Below are 16,378 nucleotides of genomic sequence, written 5' to 3' on the forward strand. Positions count from 1 at the left end.
CCGAGGTCCGGGGACTTTTTCATGAGCACAAGCAATTCCAGACGCGGGGACGCCGCGTCGAAGCGCCGTCGGCCAGCTCTGCTGACTGCTGTTGCCGCGCTGGCCGTTGTAGGTGGGGCGGGCGTGCCGGTGCCGGCGTTGGCGGCCGGTGGGGCCGAGGGCACGGGCGCGGTGAGCACGCTGCAGCAGGAGTTCGCGGCCGCCGCCGACGCGTACCACGTGCCGCGGCAGGTGCTGCTGGCGGTGGCGTACCAGGAGTCGGCCTGGGACACACATGCCGGGCAGCACAGCACCGACGGCGGGTTCGGGCCGATGCATCTCACGGACGTCACCCCGGCGATGATGGCCGGCGGCGACGCGGGGGCGGCGGGGCGAGGGGACGTGGCGAAGCTCGCCGCCGAACCGGCCCTGCACACCGTTCAGGCCGCCGCGAAGCTGACCGGGCTGTCGGTGGAGGAGTTGCGTAGCGATCCGGCGGCCAACATCCGCGGGGGTGCGGCGCTGCTCGCCTCGTACCAGAAGGACGTGACCGGCTCCGTAGCCGCCGCGGATCCGGGTAACTGGTATGGGGCCGTGGCCCGTTACAGCCAGGCCACCGAACGGCAGGGCGCGACGGCCTTCGCCGACCGGGTCTTCGCCACGGTGGGGAAGGGCGTCGGTCGTACGACAGCTGACGGCGAGCACGTGAAGCTGGCGGCTGACAGCGATGTCGACCCGGCGACCGGCCAGTTGGCCTCGTTGGATCTGAAGTCCGCGGCGGACACCAGCACCGAGTGCCCGGCCACCGTCGCCTGTACGTTCGTGCCGGCGTCGCCGTCCAACGGCCAGGTCTCCAACCGGCCCGCCAACGGCATCCGGATCGACAGCATCGTCATCCACGACACCGAGGGCTCGTACGACTCCGCCATCACCAGCTTCGAGCAGCCTGGCGGCTCCGCAGCGCACTACGTCATGCGGTCCTCGGACGGCGCGGTGACGCAGATGGTGCCGACGAAGGACCTCGCCTTCCACGCGGGCAACTACTCCACCAACATGCACTCGATCGGCATCGAGCACGAGGGCTACGCCGCGCACGGTGCGACCTGGTACACCGAGGCGCAGTACGAGGCCACGGCCGACCTGGTGAAGTACCTCGCCGCGCGGTTCGACATACCGCTGGACCGGCAGCACATCATCGGTCACGACAACGTCGCCGGGCCGAAGTCGTCACTCGTCTCCGGCATGCACTGGGACCCGGGCCCGTCGTGGGACTGGAACCACCTCATGAGCCTGCTCGGGGTGCACACCGGTCGGCACGGCGTCGGCCCCGTCGGCTCGGTGGTCACCATCGCCCCCCGGTTCGAGGAGAATCTGCAGACCGTGCAGATCTGCCCCTCCGACGACCCGACCGGCGCCACCACCGCCTGCACCGAGACGCAGCAGGCGTCGGACTTCGTCTACCTGCGCACCGCGCCCAGCGACACCGCGCCCCTCTTCGGGGACCAGGCGCTGCACCCCGGCGCGGCCGGCACCGACCGGATCAACGACTGGGGCAGCACGGCCGCGGCGGGGCAGCAGTTCGTGGTCGCCGATCAGGACGGCGACTGGACGGCCGTCTGGTACAGCGGCGCGAAGGTGTGGTTCTACAACCCGCACGGCTGCAACACCGCGCCCGCCCACGGCGTGAAGGTGATCTCGGCGGCCGGCGACTCGGCGGTGGCGGTGTACGGGTCCAGCTACCCGGACGCCTCCGAGTACCCGGCGGGTCTGTCGCCGTCGACGCAGGCCGCGCTGAGCATGTACACGGTCCCGGCCGGTCAGGCGTACGTGGCCACCACGGCGCCGTCCCTCACGGACGACTTCTTCCCGTCCAGCGGCGCGGTCGTCACCGGCGCCAAGGCGATGTACACCATCCAGTACAACCACCGGGTCGCCCTCGTGTACGCCTCGGACGTCACGGCGACGGACAACTGACGGTCCGCCGACTCCCGACCGTCCGCGGACGTCTGATGTTCCGCGGACGCCTGACGGTCCGCTGACCGCACACCGGCGCGCGCGCATGTGGTGCCCAGGAGGTTCGTTCCGGCCTCCTGGGCACCACTCGTTCAGCGGTCGTCGCGCGCGGCGAGCCGCCTGGTGACCTCGGTCTTGACGGTCTCGTGCAGCTCCTCCGACGTGAAGCCGAGGTCGCGCAGGATCTGCGCGGCCGGGCTCTCCGCGACGCGGATCAGGCCCAGGAGCGTGTGTTCCGTGCCGACCCAGTCGTGGCCGAGGTCTGCCGACGCGCGGCGGGCCTGGCCGATGGCCTCCTTGCTCTCCTCCCGGAACGGGATGTGGCCGCGCAGCGCCTTCTCCCCTGCCGGCGGCAGCGCTTCCTGGATCGCGTCGCGGACGCGTTGTTCCGACTCGGTTTTCGCGACCAGCACCTCGTACGCCAGGCCCCGCGGTTCGCCGAGCAGGCCGAGCAGGAGGTGTTCGGTGCCGATGGAGTCGTGCCTGTGCGTGCGGGCGGCCTCCTGTGCCAGCACGATGCCGTGCCGGTTCAGATTGGTGAACCGCTCGAACGCGGCGGGCGCGTGGCGTTGCTGGGCGGCCTGTTTGGACACTCCGATGGCGTCGCCGATCTCGGTCCACGACGCGCCGGTCTGCTTGGCCTTGCTGACGTAGTGGTCGATGAGCTGGTCACCGAGGTCGGACAGGGTCTGGGCGCGCAGCCGGGCCTCGCTGATGCGGGCCAGTGCGCCGGCTTCGGGGAGTTCCTCGTCGAGTCGGGCGATCAGGTCGGCGAGACTGATGTCGAGTGGGCTCATGCGTCAACTTTAAATTGACGATCCCTCATCGTCAACTTGTAATTGACGATTTCGGCCACCGTCTCGTACGGCTCCGCCTCCCTTGCGGCCCGAGTTCACCGGAGGCGGGCACGGTGGACGCCGGAGCCCTGGGCACGCGAAATCCTGCGCACCCAGGACACCTTCCGCTCGCCTACCGGAACGCCGGCAGGTTGCGCCCGACCCATCCCCCGAACCCGCCCGCCGGGCGCCCCAGCACGGTCTCCACGTCCGCGCTGATCCTCAACTCCGCGGCAAGCGGCGCCCCGAGGACGTCCAGCGTGCCCGCGACCGCCTCCTGCGGCATGAAGCGGGACATGGCCGCGTGAGCCTCCTCCCGGGGAAGCTCCACGAACGTCACCTCCTCGCCCAGCGCGTCGGAGATGACCGCCGCCTGCTGACGCGGGCTGATCGGTTCCGGGCCGGTCAGCTCGTAGACGCGGCCACCGTGGCCGCCCTCGCCGTCCTCGCGGGGCGCGCGGAGCGCCTTCGCCGCCACCGCCGCGATGTCCGCCGGGTCGACGACCGGGAGGGCCACGTCGGCGAAGGGGGCGAAGACCGTGCGCTTGGCGCGGATCGTGTCGGCCCACGCGAAGGCGTTGGAGGCGAAGCCGCCGGGGCGCAGGATCGTGAAGTCGAGGCCCGATGCGCGTACCGCCGCCTCGAACTCGCGCAGGCGGGCGTGCGAGGGTGCGTCCGGGCGGGTCGCGCTGACCTGGGAGGAGACCAGGACGACCCGTTCGACGCCGGTGTCCGCGGCCGCCCGGAGCAGCAGCGTCGGGTTCTCGCCGAAGGCGTTGAGTTCGCCGCCCAGGACGATGAACAGGGCCCGGGCGCCGGTCAGCGGCGCCCGCATGCTCGCCGCGTCCCCGACATGGCCCTCGGCCCACCGGACGCCGGGGACCGCGGACGAGGCTTGCCGGGGGTGCCGGGACACCGCCACCACCTCCTCGCCCGCCTCGGTCAGCAGGTCCACCAGCGTCCGGCCGATGTTGCCGGTCGCGCCCGTCACCGTGATCATTGCCGTCTCCTGTGAGTTAGTTAGCTGACTGACTTACTCGACTGACGCAGACGCTAGCACGAACGGCTCCCGGGTTGTCTATAGTCAGTTGGGTGACCAACTCAGTGGACCGGCGGGTGCGGGCGTCGCAGAAACGGCAACGGCTGATGGCGGCTGCCGCCAAGGTCCTGCACGAGCAGGGCGTCGAGCGCACCACCCTCGCCGACATCGCGAGCGAGGCCGACGTCCCGGTCGGGAACGTCTACTACTACTTCAAGACCAAGGACGAGCTGGTCCAGGCCGCGCTCAGCGAACACACCGCATACCTCGACGAACTCACCGACCGGCTCGACCGGTTGCCCGACCCACGCGACCGGCTCAAGGCGCTGGTCCAGGCGTGGGTCGAGCAGCGGGACGTCGCCGCCCGGTACGGCTGCCCCACCGGCACCCTGGCCGCCGAGCTCGGCAAGCGGACCGAAGGGACCCTCGACGCCGAGGCCGGCGCGGTGATCCGGCGGCTGCTCGACTGGGCGGCACGCCAGTTCCGTGAGATGCGGCTGTCCGGCGCGGACGACCCGGACGGCCCGGACGACCTGGCCCTCACCCTCGTCTCCGGCTACCAGGGCATGTCGCTCCTGGCCAACGCCCTGCGCGATCCGGGCATCATGACCCGCGAAGGCGCCCGCCTCCTCGACTGGCTCGACTCACTCCGATGACGGGGACGGTGACGGGGACGGGGACGGTGACTGTGACCGGGGCAGTGACGGGGGCAGTGACGGGGGCAGTGAAATTCCCCTGAGAATCCTTTGAAACATTTCCCCCGGTCCACCGCATCAATGAGGTGAGCGGCAGAGCGCCGGGGGCGGGGACGGGGACGGGGAGCTTGCGGATGAGTCTGAGAGCTGGGGAGGACTACGCCGAGTTCGCCGCGGCGCGGGCCGGGCATCTGTACCGGTCCGCCTGTCTGCTCACCGCCGGGGACACCTACCTCGCGGAGGACCTGGTGCAGGAGGCCCTCGGACGGATCTACGTCCGCTGGGGCCGGGTCTCCCGCGCCGAGAACCCCGCCGGGTACGCGCAGACCGTCCTCACCCGGACCTTCCTCGCCCACCGGCGGCGGTTCAGCAGCAGGGAGCGGGCCAGGGACTCGTTCCCCGAACTGGCCGACACCCGCGCCGATCCCGGCGGCACCGATCCCTCGCTGCGGCTGACCCTCCTCGACGCGCTGGCGCGGCTGCCCGCCAAGGACCGGGCCGTCGTCGTCCTGCGGTACTGGGAGGACCGGTCGGTGCACGAGACCGCGGACGTGCTCAACATGAGCTCGGCCGCCGTCCGCACGCGGTGCGTGCGCGCCCTCGGCCGGTTGCGCGAGTTGCTGGGCGAGGACCTCGCCGAATACGCCCGCCCCTGACATCAACCTTGTGGAGACGGTGGTTCGTCATGCCCGTGGAGCGGCAGCACAACGACAGCGACAGCAGTGATGACCAGGCCTTCGAGGTGCGGCTCTCCGCCGCCCTGCACGACGCCGGCGACACCTTCGACGCCGACCGGGGCGCGCTCGCCGCCGCCGGTACGGTGCGAGGGCGGCGGCTACGGCTGCGGCGCCGGACGACCGTGCTGGGCGGCGCCGCCGGGGTCGCGCTGGCCGGGGTCGGCGGGGCGCTGCTGGTGCCCTGGAGCGGGTCGCCGGCCGGACAGCCGCGGCCTCCCTCCTCCGTGAGCACCACCCCGCACCCCACGTCCTCCCCCGCCGCCCGCGCCGTCACCTCGGACGAGATGATCAGCACGCTGGAGAAGCTGCTGCCCAAGGGGAAGTTCGGCAAGGCGGTGGGGCGGGGTGTCGACGCGAGCGAGCCGCTCGTGGCGCCGTACGCGCAGGTCGTGTTCGAAGACGGGCACGGCCCCGGCGCCATCAGCGTCGCCGTCAACCGGGTACTGCCGGGCGGGTACGACGCCCAGCAGGCCGTCCGGTGTCCGGACAAGGTCTTCTCGCCGTACGACAGTTGCGTCACCAGCCATCTGCCGGACGCGTCCGTCGTCACCGTCGTCAAGGGGTACGAGTATCCCGACCGGCGGGTGGACACCAAGCTCTGGACGGCGAACCTCGTCACTCCGGACGGCCATCACGTCTCCGTCAGCGAGTGGAACGCCGCCGCCGAGAAGGGCCTGCCGGTCAGCCGGGACGAACCGCCGCTGTCCGCCGCCCAGTTGACGGAGCTGGCGGCCGCGAAGGAGTGGCGCGGGGTCGTCGACGCCATTCCGGAGGACCCCCGGCAGACCCAGGAACCGCCCATGGCGCAGGAGGACGGCAAGGCGATCCGGCAGACCCTCGCCTCGCTCGTTCCGAAGGGGCTGAAGGTGGTGGCGCACGGGAGCGATGACGACGACCAGTTCACCTACGTCGTGGTCGACGACGGCAAGGGGCGGAGTCTCGTCCAGATCAATGTGCAGCCGGACATGTCGGACGTCGCGAGTCAGTTGTTCGGGGCCGGGTCCGAGACCCTCGCCGACGGGACCAGGGTCGCCGAGCGGAAGCAGCCCGGGGAGAAGGGCGGCGCCGGGGTCGTCATGTGGACCGTCGACACCATGCGCACCGACGGCTTCCGCGTGGTGATCAGCGCCTTCAACTCCGGCTCCCAGCAGACCGCCGCGACCCGCACCGCCCCGGCCCTGACCATGAAGCAGCTCCGCGCCATCGCGCTCAGCCCCAGGTGGCGGGCCTAGGCCCAGAAGAGTCACGGGTTGACATGAGTTGACTAGGGTCGACTCAGGTTCGCTCGGTTCGGGTGCCGTCGGGCTAGCCTCGGGAGATCCGGACCGAAGGCGGCAGCAGCAGGAGGCAGGCATGGCCAGGGTTCCCAGTTCGGTGATCGCCGCGGGTGGGCTCGTCGGAGGGTACGGCGTGGCCCGGTGGACGAAGCAGCGGCCGCTGGGCGGAGCCGTGCTGGCCGTCGCCGGGGCCGCTGCCGCGCAGCAGTGGCGGCAGCGGGCGGGCGGGAAGGCGGCCGGGGCGCTGTCCGCCGCGTACGTCGCCGCGTTCGCCGCGTCGCATCCGCTGGCCAAGAAGGTCGGTGCCTGGCCGTCCGTGCTCGGCGTGGCGGGGGCGGTGGCGCTGGCGTCCTGGGCCGTGGCGGATCGGCGGGGCTGAGCCGGGCGCCTAGGCGTCCGAGGTGCGGAAGGCCCGGCGGTAAGCCTGGGGGCTGGTGCCGACCACTCTTCTGAAGCGTTCGCGGAAGGCCGTCGGGGAGCCGAAGCCCGACTGGGTCGCGATGCGCTCGACGGGGTGGGCGGTGGTCTCCAGCAGATGCTGGGCCCTGCGTACGCGGGCCCGGTGCAGCCACTGCAGCGGGGTCGTGCCGGTCTGGTCGCGGAAGCGGCGGTTGAGGGTACGGGTGCTCATGCCGGCCTGTGCCGCGACCTCCTCCAGGGTGAGGTCGCGGTCGCAGTTGTCCTCCAGCCAGGCCAGGAGCGGCTCCAGGGTGGCACCGGCCGGGGCCGGCGGCTGGTCGTGGACGATGAACTGGGCCTGGCCGCCCTCCCGTTCCAGCGGCATGACCGACATCCGGGCGGTGTGCGCGGCGACCGCCGAGCCGTAGTCCCGGCGGACCATGTGCAGGCACATGTCCATGGCCGCGGCCGCGCCCGCCGAGGTCAGGAACTGGCCGTTGTCGACGTACAGGACGTTCGGGTCGACGTCGACGCGCGGGTGCAGCGCGGCCAGGGTGTCGGCCGCGGCCCAGTGCGTGGTGGCGCGCAGGCCGTCCAGCAGGCCGGTGGCCGCGAGGACGAACGCCCCGACGCAGACCGAAGCGATCCGCGTGCCGTTCGCCGCCGCCGCGCGCAGGGCGTCGGCGACCTCGGCCGGCAGCACACAGGCGGGATCCGCGACGCCCGGCACGATGACCGTGTCCGCCTCGGCGAGCGCGTCCAGCCCGTACGGCGCCTTCACGGTGAACGCGCCGCCCGCCGCGGTCACCTCGCCCGCGGGCCCGCACACCCGCACCCGGTAGGCGTCGCGGCCGTCGGGCAGCCGGGCCCAGCCGAAGGTGTCGATCGGCACGGTGAAGTCGGACGGGATGACCTGGTCCAGGACGAGAACGGCGACGGTGTGCATGGCAGGAACGTAGCCGTTCGACGGGTTGTCGCCAAACATCGGTCCGGTTTCGCAGGAGGTGATACCTGCTGTCTGGCGAAAATCCGTCGAAGGGTGGCAGTATTGCCGCTTCTGCGCGATCATCGGGCCGCCTACGGTCGTCGCCGTGACCAAGTTCCTCCTCGCCGTCCATGTCCTCGCGGCGATCGTCGCGATCGGTCCCGTCGCCGTCGCCGCCAGCATGTTCCCGCCGGCCGCCCGCCGCGCCATCGAGGCGCCGGACGACGTCCGGGCCGCCGAGACCGTTCAGCTGCTGCACCGGATATGCCGGGTGTACGCCGTCGTCGGCGTCGTCGTCCCCGTCTTCGGGTTCGCCACGGCGAGCACCATGCATGTGCTGGGCAGCGCCTGGCTGATCACGTCGATCGCGCTCACCGCACTCGCCGCGCTCGTCCTCGCCGCGCTGGTGCTGCCCCGGCAGAGCGCGCTGGTGGAGGCCGGCGCGGGCGGCGGTACGCGGCAGATGACCGTCCAACTGGCCATGTTCACCGGGGTGTTCAACCTGCTGTGGGCCGCCGTGACGGTGCTGATGATCGTGCGGCCGGGATCGACGACCGGCGCCTGAGTGCCGTACCGGAGCGTCGTACCTGAGCGTCGCACCACGTCGTGGGGAGCGTCGTACCGGACTGCCGGGTTTCTGTTATCGGGAGGCGGGCCGGTCCGTCTCCCGGGGCATGCACGTGACTCGACAGATCAGCCGCCGGAGCATGTTGAAGGCCTCGGGCGCGGCCGCGGGTGTCGCCGCCGGGATCGCCGTGGTGGGCGCGCCCGCTCCCGCGGCCGCCGCCGGGGCCTTCGCCCATCCCGGCCTGCTGCACACCCGTACCGACCTCGACCGGATGGCCGCCAAGGTGAAGGCCGGCGCCGCGCCCTACACGGCCGGGTTCGCGAAGCTCACCGCCAACCGGCACGCGCAGAGCGGCTGGCAGGCGCGGCCGCAGGCCGTGGTGTACCGGGGGTCGGGCACCCCGGAGAACTACTCGCTCCTCTACAACGACATCCACGCCGCGTACCAGAACGCCCTGCGCTACCACGTGACCGGCGAGAGCGCGTACGCCGACACCGCGGTCGCCGTCCTCAACGCCTGGTCCGCCACGCTCACCGCGGTCAACGGTTCCGCCGACCGGTTCCTGGCCGCCGGGCTGTACGGCTACCAGTTCGCCAACGCCGCCGAACTCGTCCGGGACCACGGGGACTTCGAGCTGGCCCGCTTCCAGGAGATGCTCGGCAGGAACTTCGGCGCGATGAGCGACGACTTCCTCGTCCGGCACAACGGCGCCGTCGTCTCCAACTACTGGACCAACTGGGACCTGGCCAACATGGCCTGCGTCCTCGCCACCGGCATCTTCTGCGACGACCGCGCCCAGGTCGCCCGCGCGGTCGACTACTTCAAGCACGGCGCCGGGCTCGGCGCGATCCGGAACGCGATTCCCGTCGTGTACAACGACGAGGACGCGGACGAAGGCGGGCTCGGCGAGTGGCTCGAGGCGGGGCGCGACCAGGGGCACGCGCTGCTCGGGGTCGGCCTGATGGGCACGTTCTGCGAGATGGCGTGGAACCAGGGGATCGACCTGTACGGCTACGACGACAGCCGGTTCCTCAAGGGGGCGCAGTACGTCGCCAAGTGGAACCTGGGCGGGCAGGTGCCGTTCACCGCGAGCACCCGGCGGAAGGGGGCGATCGGGGGATGGTCGGGGAGTGAGACGGTGACGGCCGCGGCGGGCGTCGATCCGTCCATGATCCGGCCCATCTGGGCGATGATCGCCAACCACTACACCAGGCGGCGGGGCATGTCGGCGACGTACGTCACCCGGATCGCGGCGAAGGCGGCGCCGGAGGGCGGAGGCGGCGACTACGGGCCGAACAGCGGGGGGTACGACCAGCTGGGCTTCGGGACGTTGACGTTCACGCGGGACCGGGTGAGCGCGGGGGGCGGGGGTACGGCGGGGGGTACGACGTCTTCCCCGAGTCCGACGGCATCCGCGTCCGCGTCGGCGTCCGCGTCGGCATCCGCGTCCACGCCCGCGTCGTCTCCCTCGGCCATGGGCAAGGGGGACGACCTTGCCGCCACCGGGTCCGGGGACGTCGTGGGATGGGCCGCGGCCACGGGGATCACCGCGCTGGCGGGTGGTCTGCTGTTGCTGCGGAGGCGAGGGCGCAGGGACGGCTGAGCGCTCCGCTGGAAGTGCCGCGACATGCCGTCGGGCGACTGCGGCGCCGTCGTGGCTGGTCGCGCGGTTCCTCCCCCAGCCTTCGGCCGGAGGTACCCCCAGCGCCCTTCGGGGCGCGGCCGGACGCGCCCGGCTTGCTCCACCCGTGGGTCCTGGCCGCCCGTTCGGCCGTATGCGGGCGGCTCAGGGCCTTCTCTCCAGGCCCCGAGCCGCCAGGATGGCCGGAGGATCACGCCATGGTCGCCATGCTCGCCATGGTGCGGGTGAACCGCGAGCGTCTGGAGACACACACCGGTGACCGTTCTCAACGAGCCCGAGCCCTCGGCCGTCCCCCATTACGACAGCGAGGTGCCGCTGCGGGGCCGGCAGCCCGGCAACGTCGTGGTGAAGTGGATGACCACCACCGACCACAAGACGATCGGCACGCTGTATCTGATCACGTCGTTCGCGTTCTTCCTGATGGGCGGCGTGATGGCGCTGCTGATGCGCGCCGAGCTCGCCCGGCCGGGTCTGCAGATCATCTCGAACGAGCAGTTCAACCAGGCGTTCACGATGCACGGCACGGTGATGCTGCTGATGTTCGCGACGCCGCTGTTCGCCGGCTTCACGAACTGGATCATGCCGCTCCAGATCGGCGCGCCGGACGTCGCGTTCCCGCGGCTGAACATGTTCGCCTACTGGCTCTACCTGTTCGGCTCGACCATCGCGGTCGGCGGCTTCCTCACCCCGCAGGGAGCCGCGGACTTCGGCTGGTTCGCCTACTCGCCGCTGTCGGACGCGATCCGCTCGCCGGGCCTCGGCTCCGACCTGTGGATCATGGGGCTGGCCTTCTCCGGCTTCGGCACCATCCTCGGCGCGGTCAACTTCATCACCACGATCATCTGCATGCGGGCCCCGGGCATGACCATGTTCCGGATGCCGATCTTCACCTGGAACGTGCTGCTGACCGCGACCCTGGTCCTTTTCGCCTTCCCGGTCCTCGCGGCCGCGCTGTTCGCCCTGGAGGCGGACCGCAAGTTCGGCGCCCACGTGTTCGACGCGGCGAACGGCGGAGCACTGCTCTGGCAGCACCTCTTCTGGTTCTTCGGCCATCCGGAGGTGTACATCATCGCGCTGCCGTTCTTCGGCATCGTGACCGAGGTGTTCCCGGTCTTCTCCCGCAAGCCGGTCTTCGGCTACATGGGCCTGGTGGCGGCGACCATCGCGATCGCCGGTCTGTCCGTGACGGTGTGGGCGCACCACATGTACGTCACCGGCGGCGTACTCCTCCCCTTCTTCGCGTTCATGACCTTCCTGATCGCGGTCCCGACCGGGGTGAAGTTCTTCAACTGGATCGGCACCCTGTGGAAGGGCTCGGTGTCCTTCGAGACCCCGATGCTGTGGGCGACGGGCTTCCTCGTGACGTTCCTGTTCGGTGGTCTGACCGGTGTCATCCTGGCCTCGCCGCCGATGGACTTCCACGTCTCCGACTCGTACTTCGTCGTCGCCCACTTCCACTACGTGGTCTTCGGTACGGTCGTCTTCGCGATGTTCTCCGGCTTCCACTTCTGGTGGCCGAAGATGACGGGCAAGATGCTCGACGAGCGCCTCGGGAAGATCACCTTCTGGACGCTGTTCATCGGCTTCCACGGCACCTTCCTGGTCCAGCACTGGCTGGGCGCCGAGGGCATGCCGCGCCGGTACGCCGACTACCTGGCGAGCGACGGCTTCACCGCCCTGAACACGGTCTCGTCGATCGGTTCGTTCCTGCTCGGCCTGTCGATCCTGCCGTTCCTCTACAACGTGTGGAAGACCGCCAGGTACGGCAAGCCGGTCGGCGTCGACGACCCGTGGGGCTACGGCCGTTCGCTGGAGTGGGCGACCTCCTGCCCGCCGCCGCGGCACAACTTCGTCACCCTGCCGCGGATCCGCAGCGAGTCCCCGGCGTTCGACCTGCACCACCCCGACATCGCCCTGGCCGAGGCCGAGGCCCACGGCGTCCACTCATGACCGACCCGGGGCACCGGGTGGGCGGCGGACCGCGGCCGGGAGCCGGCGGGGACCTCGGCAACGAGGTGGAGGGATACCTGCTGTGGCGGGCCAGGGTCGTGGAGGCCGAGCAGCGGGCGCGGGAGTTCACCGGGCGCATGGACTGGCTGACCACGGGCCAGCGCGACGAGGTCGAGCGCCACTACGTCGACGACGGCCTGCGGCGCGCCCGGCAGGACCTCGAACGGATCGCCGCCCGGTGTGTGTCCCTGCGGGACGAGTACGAGCGGCGCTACCAGGGGCTGCGGGCGCGCTGCGTGGGGTGGGCGGTGGCCGTGTGCGGGGGCGTCGCCTTCGCGGCGACGGCGGTGACGGCCGTGGCGTTGAGCCGGTGAGCCGGTGAGGGTCCTTTCCTACGCGGACGCCTTCGCCGGCCCGCCCTCCTCCGCGACAGCCGTCAGCGGACGCGCGATGTCCTCCAGGGACCGGCGCTCCGCGTTCACCGCGCACGCCACCGCCACCAGCCCCGCCGCGCACATCAGACCCGCCCCGATCTGGAACGCCAGCGCCGTGTCGGCCACCTTCCCGGTCCCCGTGAGGTCGGCGAAGAGCAGGGGGCCGCTGATGCCGCCGGCGGCCGTGCCCAGGGCGTAGAAGAACGCGATGGACATCGCCCGCGTCTCCATCGGGAAGATCTCGGAGACGGTCAGGTAGGCGCTGGACGCTCCCGCCGAGGCGAAGAAGAGGACCGCGCACCAGCATGCCGTCAGGGTCCCCGCCGTCAGCACACCCCGGCCGAACAGCCAGGCCGTGAGGAAGAGCAGCAGGCCGGACAGGATGTACGTCGACGAGATCATCACCCGCCTGCCCACCGTGTCGAAGAGCTTGCCCAGGAGCAGCGGGCCGAGGAAGTTGCCGACCGCGATGACCGCGAAGTAGTAGCCCGTGTCCCCCGTCGGCACGTCGAAGAACGTCGTGAGGATCGCGCCGAACCCGAAGGTGATCGCGTTGTAGAGGAACGCCTGGCCGATGAAGAGGGAGAAACCGAGGACGGCCCGGCGCCGGTAGTCGTGGAAGACCGTGCGGGCGATCTCGCCGAAGGTGACGCCGGAGCGCTGGTGGATCACCAGCTCGCCCGCCGGTTCGGGGAGCGGCTCGCCCTTGTCGGCCTCCACCCGGCGCTCGATCGAGGAGACGATCTCCTCCGCCTCCCGCTCCCTGCCGTGGATCAGCAGCCAGCGCGGGCTCTCCGGGACGTTCCGCCGTACCAGCAGGATGACCAGGCCGAGGACGACGCCCAGCGCGAAGGTCAGGCGCCAGCCCACGTCCTTCGCCAGGAAGTCCGTGTTCAGCGCGACGATCGAGAGCAGCGCGCCGCCCACCGCGCCCACCCAGAAGCTGCCGTTGATGATCAGGTCGACGCGGCCCCGGTAGTACGCCGGGATCAGCTCGTCGATCGCCGAGTTGATCGCCGCGTACTCGCCGCCGATGCCGAAACCGGTCAGGAAGCGGAAGGTGAAGAACCACCAGGGAGCGAAGGAGATCGAGGTCAGGGCGGTGGCGGCCAGGTAGACCGCCAGGGTGATCATGAAGAGCTTCTTGCGGCCGTGGCAGTCGGTCAGGCGGCCCCAGAAGAGGGCGCCGGTGCAGGCGCCGGCCACGTAGAGGGCCGCGGCGGTGCCGGTGACCTGGGAGGAGGAGATCGCGAGGCCGCTGCCCGGTTCGGAGAGGCGGCTCGCGATGTTGCCGACGACCGTGACCTCCAGGCCGTCCAGGATCCAGACGGTGCCGAGGCCGATGACGATCGTCCAGTGCCAGCGGGACCAGGGGAGCCGGTCCGGGCGGGCCGGGATACGGGTGGTGATCGTCCGGCCGCGGGCCGGTCCCGTCCGCGCCCACACCCGTAGCCGTACCGCCCATCGCGCCTCCTCGGCCGGGAGAAGTACCGAAATCCGCGGCCGAGTGCCCGGCTCCGGGCGCCTTACGCGCCCAGGGCCCGCGACACCGTGAAGATCAGCACGCCGGCCAGCGACCCCACCACCGTGCCATTGATCCGGATGAACTGCAGGTCGCGGCCGATGTGCGCCTCGATCTTCCGGGTGGTGTGCTCGGCGTCCCAGCCGGCCACCGTGTCGGTGATCAGGGAGGTGATCTCCTTGCGGTACGTCGACACGACGTGCACGGCCGCGCCCTCGACCCAGCTGTCGACCTTGTCCTGGACCTTGGGTTCCTCGGCCATCCGGGCGCCCAGGGAGATCAGGGAGGCCCGGACGCGCAGCCGCAGCTCGCTGCGCTCGTCCTCGGCCGCCGAGACGATCATGGATCGTACGGCCGTCCAGGCGGACGCGATCAGGTCCTGCACCTCGCCGCGGCCGAGGACCTCGCCCTTGAGCCGCTCGACGCGGGCCCGGGTGTCGGTGTCGGACTGGAGGTCGTTCGCGAAGTCCGTGAGGAAGCGGTCGAGGGCGCCGCGGGCCGGGTGGGAGGGCATGTCCCGCATCTCGGAGCAGAAGCGCAGCAGCTCCTTGTAGACGCGCTCGCCGACGCGGCGGTCGACGAACCGGGGGGTCCAGCCGGGGGCGCCGCCCTGGACGGCGTCCATCACGGAGTCGCCGTGCAGCACCAGCCAGTCGTACGCCCGGGTGACGACGAGGTCCACGACGCGCTTGTGGCCGCCGTCGGCGACGACCCGCTCCAGCATCTTGCCGATGCCCGGGGCGATCTCCTGGGCGTCGGCCCGCCGCGTGATCGCCTCGCCGACGACCGCCTGGACGTCGGAGTCCCGCAGCACGGTGAGCGCGCCGCGGAGCGCCGTCGCGAGCTCGGCCGTCACCCGGTCGGCGTTCTTCGGCTCGGCCAGCCAGGCGCCGAGGCGGCTGCCGATGCCCACGGCGCGCAGCCGCTGCCGTACGACGTCCTGGGAGAGGAAGTTCTCGCCGACGAACTCGCCGAGCGAGACGCCCAGCTGGTCCTTCTTCGTCGGGATGATCGCGGTGTGCGGGATGGGCAGGCCGAGGGGGTGGCGGAACAGCGCGGTCACCGCGAACCAGTCGGCCAGTGCGCCGACCATGCCGGCCTCGGCGGCCGCGGCGACGTACTCCGCCCAGGGGCCGGCGCCGGCGGCGGACGCCCACTTCGCCAGCACGTACACCAGGGCGACGAGCAGCAGCAGGCCGGTCGCCGTGGTCTTCATACGCCGTACGCCGCGCTGGCGCTCCTCGTCGGCGGGCGTGAACGCGTTCATGGACTTGTAGGACGGGGCAGCCGCCTCCCCGTCCACCGCTTCCGTACGTTCCTCCATGTGCTCCACCCGTTCGCACCCGGCACCACCCTCACGGCGATCCCGCACCGCACCCATTGTCCCTACCTGACCTACTCCCGGGCCGAAACAAGAGTTCCCACCCGGCGGTGCCGAACCGGGCAGGGGGCACCCGCGGGCCGGTGGGGGCTCGTCGCGCACTTCTCCCCCAGCGCCCCTTTGGGTCGGCTGCCCCAGCGCCTCCCTCAGTAGTCGCCGTGCCTCCGCCGTCCCCGCTCCTCGCGGCGTTCTTCGCGGTGCTCGCGGCGCTGGTGGTGCCACTCCTGGCGGGCGGCGTGGAGTTCGTGGCGGGACGACTTGCGGTCGAGCTGCTCCTGGCGGCGTTCCTCCTTGAGGCGCTGGCGTTCCGCCTTCGTCACCTTGTGGGCCACCTCGACCCCGCCCCAGAACGCGAAGCCCGTCACCACCACCCTCGGGGCGCCCGGGTCCGGCGACATGTCGTGCTCGCGCTCGTCGAAGCCGCCCATGATGCCGATGCCGCGCATCACCACCTCGACGCCCGGCGGCACGATCACGCTCATCCCGCCCATGATCGCGATGCAGTTGATCACGACCTCGCCGTCCGCGAAGTTCGCCTCGCGCAGGTCGATCTCGCCGCCGCCCCAGAACGCGAAGGAGTTGAAGCGCCTCGGCACCGTCCAGCGGCCCTTGCGCTGGAAGCCGGACATCACGGCCACCGCCCAGGAGGAGGAGCCCTCGCCCCCGACGATCCGGCTTCCCCAACTCCCGCTCGGCGCAGGGGGCTTGCTGAGCGACACCGCCGGTGACGTGCCCGCCGAGGGCAGGTCCCTGGTGATCGGCGTCAGCTCACCGTACGTACGGGCCTGGTACGTCGCCTCCAGCCGCTCCTCGAACTCCTCCATGTCGAGCCGCCCCTCGGCGAGGGCGTCCCGAAGGATCTCGGCGACTCGTTCACGATCGGCGTCGGAGGCGCGCAACTCCGGGGCATCGTCGGTCATA

15 protein-coding genes are annotated in these 16,378 nt (G+C 71.4%); 9 read left to right on the plus strand and 6 right to left on the minus strand.

Annotated elements, in window-relative coordinates; genetic code table 11:
* The first annotated feature begins 21 nt into the window (after positions 1-21).
* Positions 22-1,953, plus strand: a complete 1,932-nt coding sequence (locus tag ABT137_RS45605; protein WP_351718693.1) for an N-acetylmuramoyl-L-alanine amidase — start codon at positions 22-24, stop codon at positions 1,951-1,953.
* Positions 1,954-2,084: 131 nt separating this feature from the next.
* Here the strand turns inward: ABT137_RS45605 and ABT137_RS45610 are convergent, their stop codons facing one another.
* Together ABT137_RS45610 and ABT137_RS45615 are read right to left on the minus strand one after the other, a co-directional pair.
* Positions 2,085-2,789: a Clp protease N-terminal domain-containing protein gene (locus ABT137_RS45610; protein WP_351718694.1), complete on the minus strand. Its 705-nt coding sequence runs from the start codon at positions 2,787-2,789 to the stop codon at positions 2,085-2,087.
* A 172-nt stretch (positions 2,790-2,961) separates the two neighbouring features.
* Positions 2,962-3,828 carry an SDR family oxidoreductase gene (locus ABT137_RS45615; RefSeq protein WP_351718697.1) on the minus strand — a complete coding sequence of 289 codons (867 nt, stop codon included), beginning with the start codon at positions 3,826-3,828 and terminating at the stop codon, positions 2,962-2,964.
* A 146-nt stretch (positions 3,829-3,974) separates the two neighbouring features.
* Between ABT137_RS45615 and ABT137_RS45620 the strand changes: the two genes are divergently transcribed.
* From ABT137_RS45620 to ABT137_RS45635, 4 genes are all read left to right on the plus strand, one after another.
* Entirely contained in the window at positions 3,975-4,523 is a 549-nt protein-coding gene (locus ABT137_RS45620; RefSeq protein ID WP_502984681.1) for a TetR/AcrR family transcriptional regulator, read from the plus strand.
* 173 nt (positions 4,524-4,696) lie between these two features.
* The gene (locus tag ABT137_RS45625; RefSeq protein WP_351718701.1) at positions 4,697-5,218 is read left to right on the plus strand and encodes a SigE family RNA polymerase sigma factor; all 522 of its coding nucleotides are present in this window, start codon (positions 4,697-4,699) and stop codon (positions 5,216-5,218) included.
* Positions 5,219-5,247: 29 nt separating this feature from the next.
* Positions 5,248-6,531, plus strand: a complete 1,284-nt coding sequence (locus ABT137_RS45630) for a hypothetical protein (protein ID WP_351718704.1) — start codon at positions 5,248-5,250, stop codon at positions 6,529-6,531.
* Between the two features lie 121 nt (positions 6,532-6,652).
* The gene (locus tag ABT137_RS45635; protein ID WP_351718706.1) at positions 6,653-6,955 is read left to right on the plus strand and encodes a hypothetical protein; all 303 of its coding nucleotides are present in this window, start codon (positions 6,653-6,655) and stop codon (positions 6,953-6,955) included.
* Positions 6,956-6,964: 9 nt separating this feature from the next.
* Here the strand turns inward: ABT137_RS45635 and ABT137_RS45640 are convergent, their stop codons facing one another.
* The gene (locus tag ABT137_RS45640; RefSeq protein ID WP_351718709.1) at positions 6,965-7,921 is read right to left on the minus strand and encodes a GlxA family transcriptional regulator; all 957 of its coding nucleotides are present in this window, start codon (positions 7,919-7,921) and stop codon (positions 6,965-6,967) included.
* Positions 7,922-8,066: 145 nt separating this feature from the next.
* Between ABT137_RS45640 and ABT137_RS45645 the strand changes: the two genes are divergently transcribed.
* From ABT137_RS45645 to ABT137_RS45660, 4 genes are all read left to right on the plus strand, one after another.
* Positions 8,067-8,525, plus strand: coding sequence for a hypothetical protein (locus tag ABT137_RS45645; protein ID WP_351718710.1), 459 nt, complete (start codon positions 8,067-8,069; stop codon positions 8,523-8,525).
* A 142-nt stretch (positions 8,526-8,667) separates the two neighbouring features.
* Positions 8,668-10,131 carry an alginate lyase family protein gene (locus tag ABT137_RS45650; protein WP_351718713.1) on the plus strand — a complete coding sequence of 488 codons (1,464 nt, stop codon included), beginning with the start codon at positions 8,668-8,670 and terminating at the stop codon, positions 10,129-10,131.
* A gap of 294 nt (positions 10,132-10,425) precedes the next feature.
* Positions 10,426-12,120, plus strand: coding sequence for an aa3-type cytochrome oxidase subunit I (ctaD, locus tag ABT137_RS45655; RefSeq protein WP_351718716.1), 1,695 nt, complete (start codon positions 10,426-10,428; stop codon positions 12,118-12,120).
* Positions 12,117-12,494, plus strand: coding sequence for a cytochrome C oxidase subunit I (locus tag ABT137_RS45660; RefSeq protein ID WP_351718719.1), 378 nt, complete (start codon positions 12,117-12,119; stop codon positions 12,492-12,494). The genes ctaD and ABT137_RS45660 overlap by 4 nt, the downstream gene beginning before the upstream one ends.
* An 18-nt stretch (positions 12,495-12,512) precedes the next feature.
* On the opposite strand, the gene ABT137_RS45665 is transcribed toward ABT137_RS45660, so the two are convergent.
* From ABT137_RS45665 to ABT137_RS45675, 3 genes are all read right to left on the minus strand, one after another.
* Positions 12,513-14,000: an MFS transporter gene (locus tag ABT137_RS45665; RefSeq protein WP_351718722.1), complete on the minus strand. Its 1,488-nt coding sequence runs from the start codon at positions 13,998-14,000 to the stop codon at positions 12,513-12,515.
* An 80-nt stretch (positions 14,001-14,080) separates the two neighbouring features.
* Positions 14,081-15,400, minus strand: a complete 1,320-nt coding sequence (locus ABT137_RS45670; protein WP_351718725.1) for a DUF445 domain-containing protein — start codon at positions 15,398-15,400, stop codon at positions 14,081-14,083.
* A gap of 203 nt (positions 15,401-15,603) precedes the next feature.
* A complete protein-coding gene (locus ABT137_RS45675; RefSeq protein WP_351718728.1) occupies positions 15,604-16,377 on the minus strand; it encodes a DUF1707 SHOCT-like domain-containing protein in 774 nt (257 codons plus the stop codon).
* Between the last annotated feature and the right edge of the window lies 1 nt (position 16,378).

The sequence above is a fragment of the Streptomyces sp. NPDC001980 genome (assembly GCF_040296885.1).
GTDB lineage: Bacteria > Actinomycetota > Actinomycetes > Streptomycetales > Streptomycetaceae > Streptomyces.

Bases quoted from the DNA above. Each gene is read 5' to 3' on its own strand.
- ABT137_RS45605 (WP_351718693.1), top strand. From the start codon at position 22: ATGAGCACAAGCAATTCCAGACGCGGGGACGCCGCGTCGAAGCGCCGT.
- ABT137_RS45610 (WP_351718694.1), bottom strand. From the start codon at position 2,789: ATGAGCCCACTCGACATCAGTCTCGCCGACCTGATCGCCCGACTCGAC.
- ABT137_RS45615 (WP_351718697.1), bottom strand. From the start codon at position 3,828: ATGATCACGGTGACGGGCGCGACCGGCAACATCGGCCGGACGCTGGTG.
- ABT137_RS45620 (WP_502984681.1), top strand. From the start codon at position 3,975: ATGGCGGCTGCCGCCAAGGTCCTGCACGAGCAGGGCGTCGAGCGCACC.
- ABT137_RS45625 (WP_351718701.1), top strand. From the start codon at position 4,697: ATGAGTCTGAGAGCTGGGGAGGACTACGCCGAGTTCGCCGCGGCGCGG.
- ABT137_RS45630 (WP_351718704.1), top strand. From the start codon at position 5,248: ATGCCCGTGGAGCGGCAGCACAACGACAGCGACAGCAGTGATGACCAG.
- ABT137_RS45635 (WP_351718706.1), top strand. From the start codon at position 6,653: ATGGCCAGGGTTCCCAGTTCGGTGATCGCCGCGGGTGGGCTCGTCGGA.
- ABT137_RS45640 (WP_351718709.1), bottom strand. From the start codon at position 7,921: ATGCACACCGTCGCCGTTCTCGTCCTGGACCAGGTCATCCCGTCCGAC.
- ABT137_RS45650 (WP_351718713.1), top strand. From the start codon at position 8,668: ATGTTGAAGGCCTCGGGCGCGGCCGCGGGTGTCGCCGCCGGGATCGCC.
- ABT137_RS45660 (WP_351718719.1), top strand. From the start codon at position 12,117: ATGACCGACCCGGGGCACCGGGTGGGCGGCGGACCGCGGCCGGGAGCC.
- ABT137_RS45670 (WP_351718725.1), bottom strand. From the start codon at position 15,400: ATGGAGGAACGTACGGAAGCGGTGGACGGGGAGGCGGCTGCCCCGTCC.
- ABT137_RS45675 (WP_351718728.1), bottom strand. From the start codon at position 16,377: ATGACCGACGATGCCCCGGAGTTGCGCGCCTCCGACGCCGATCGTGAA.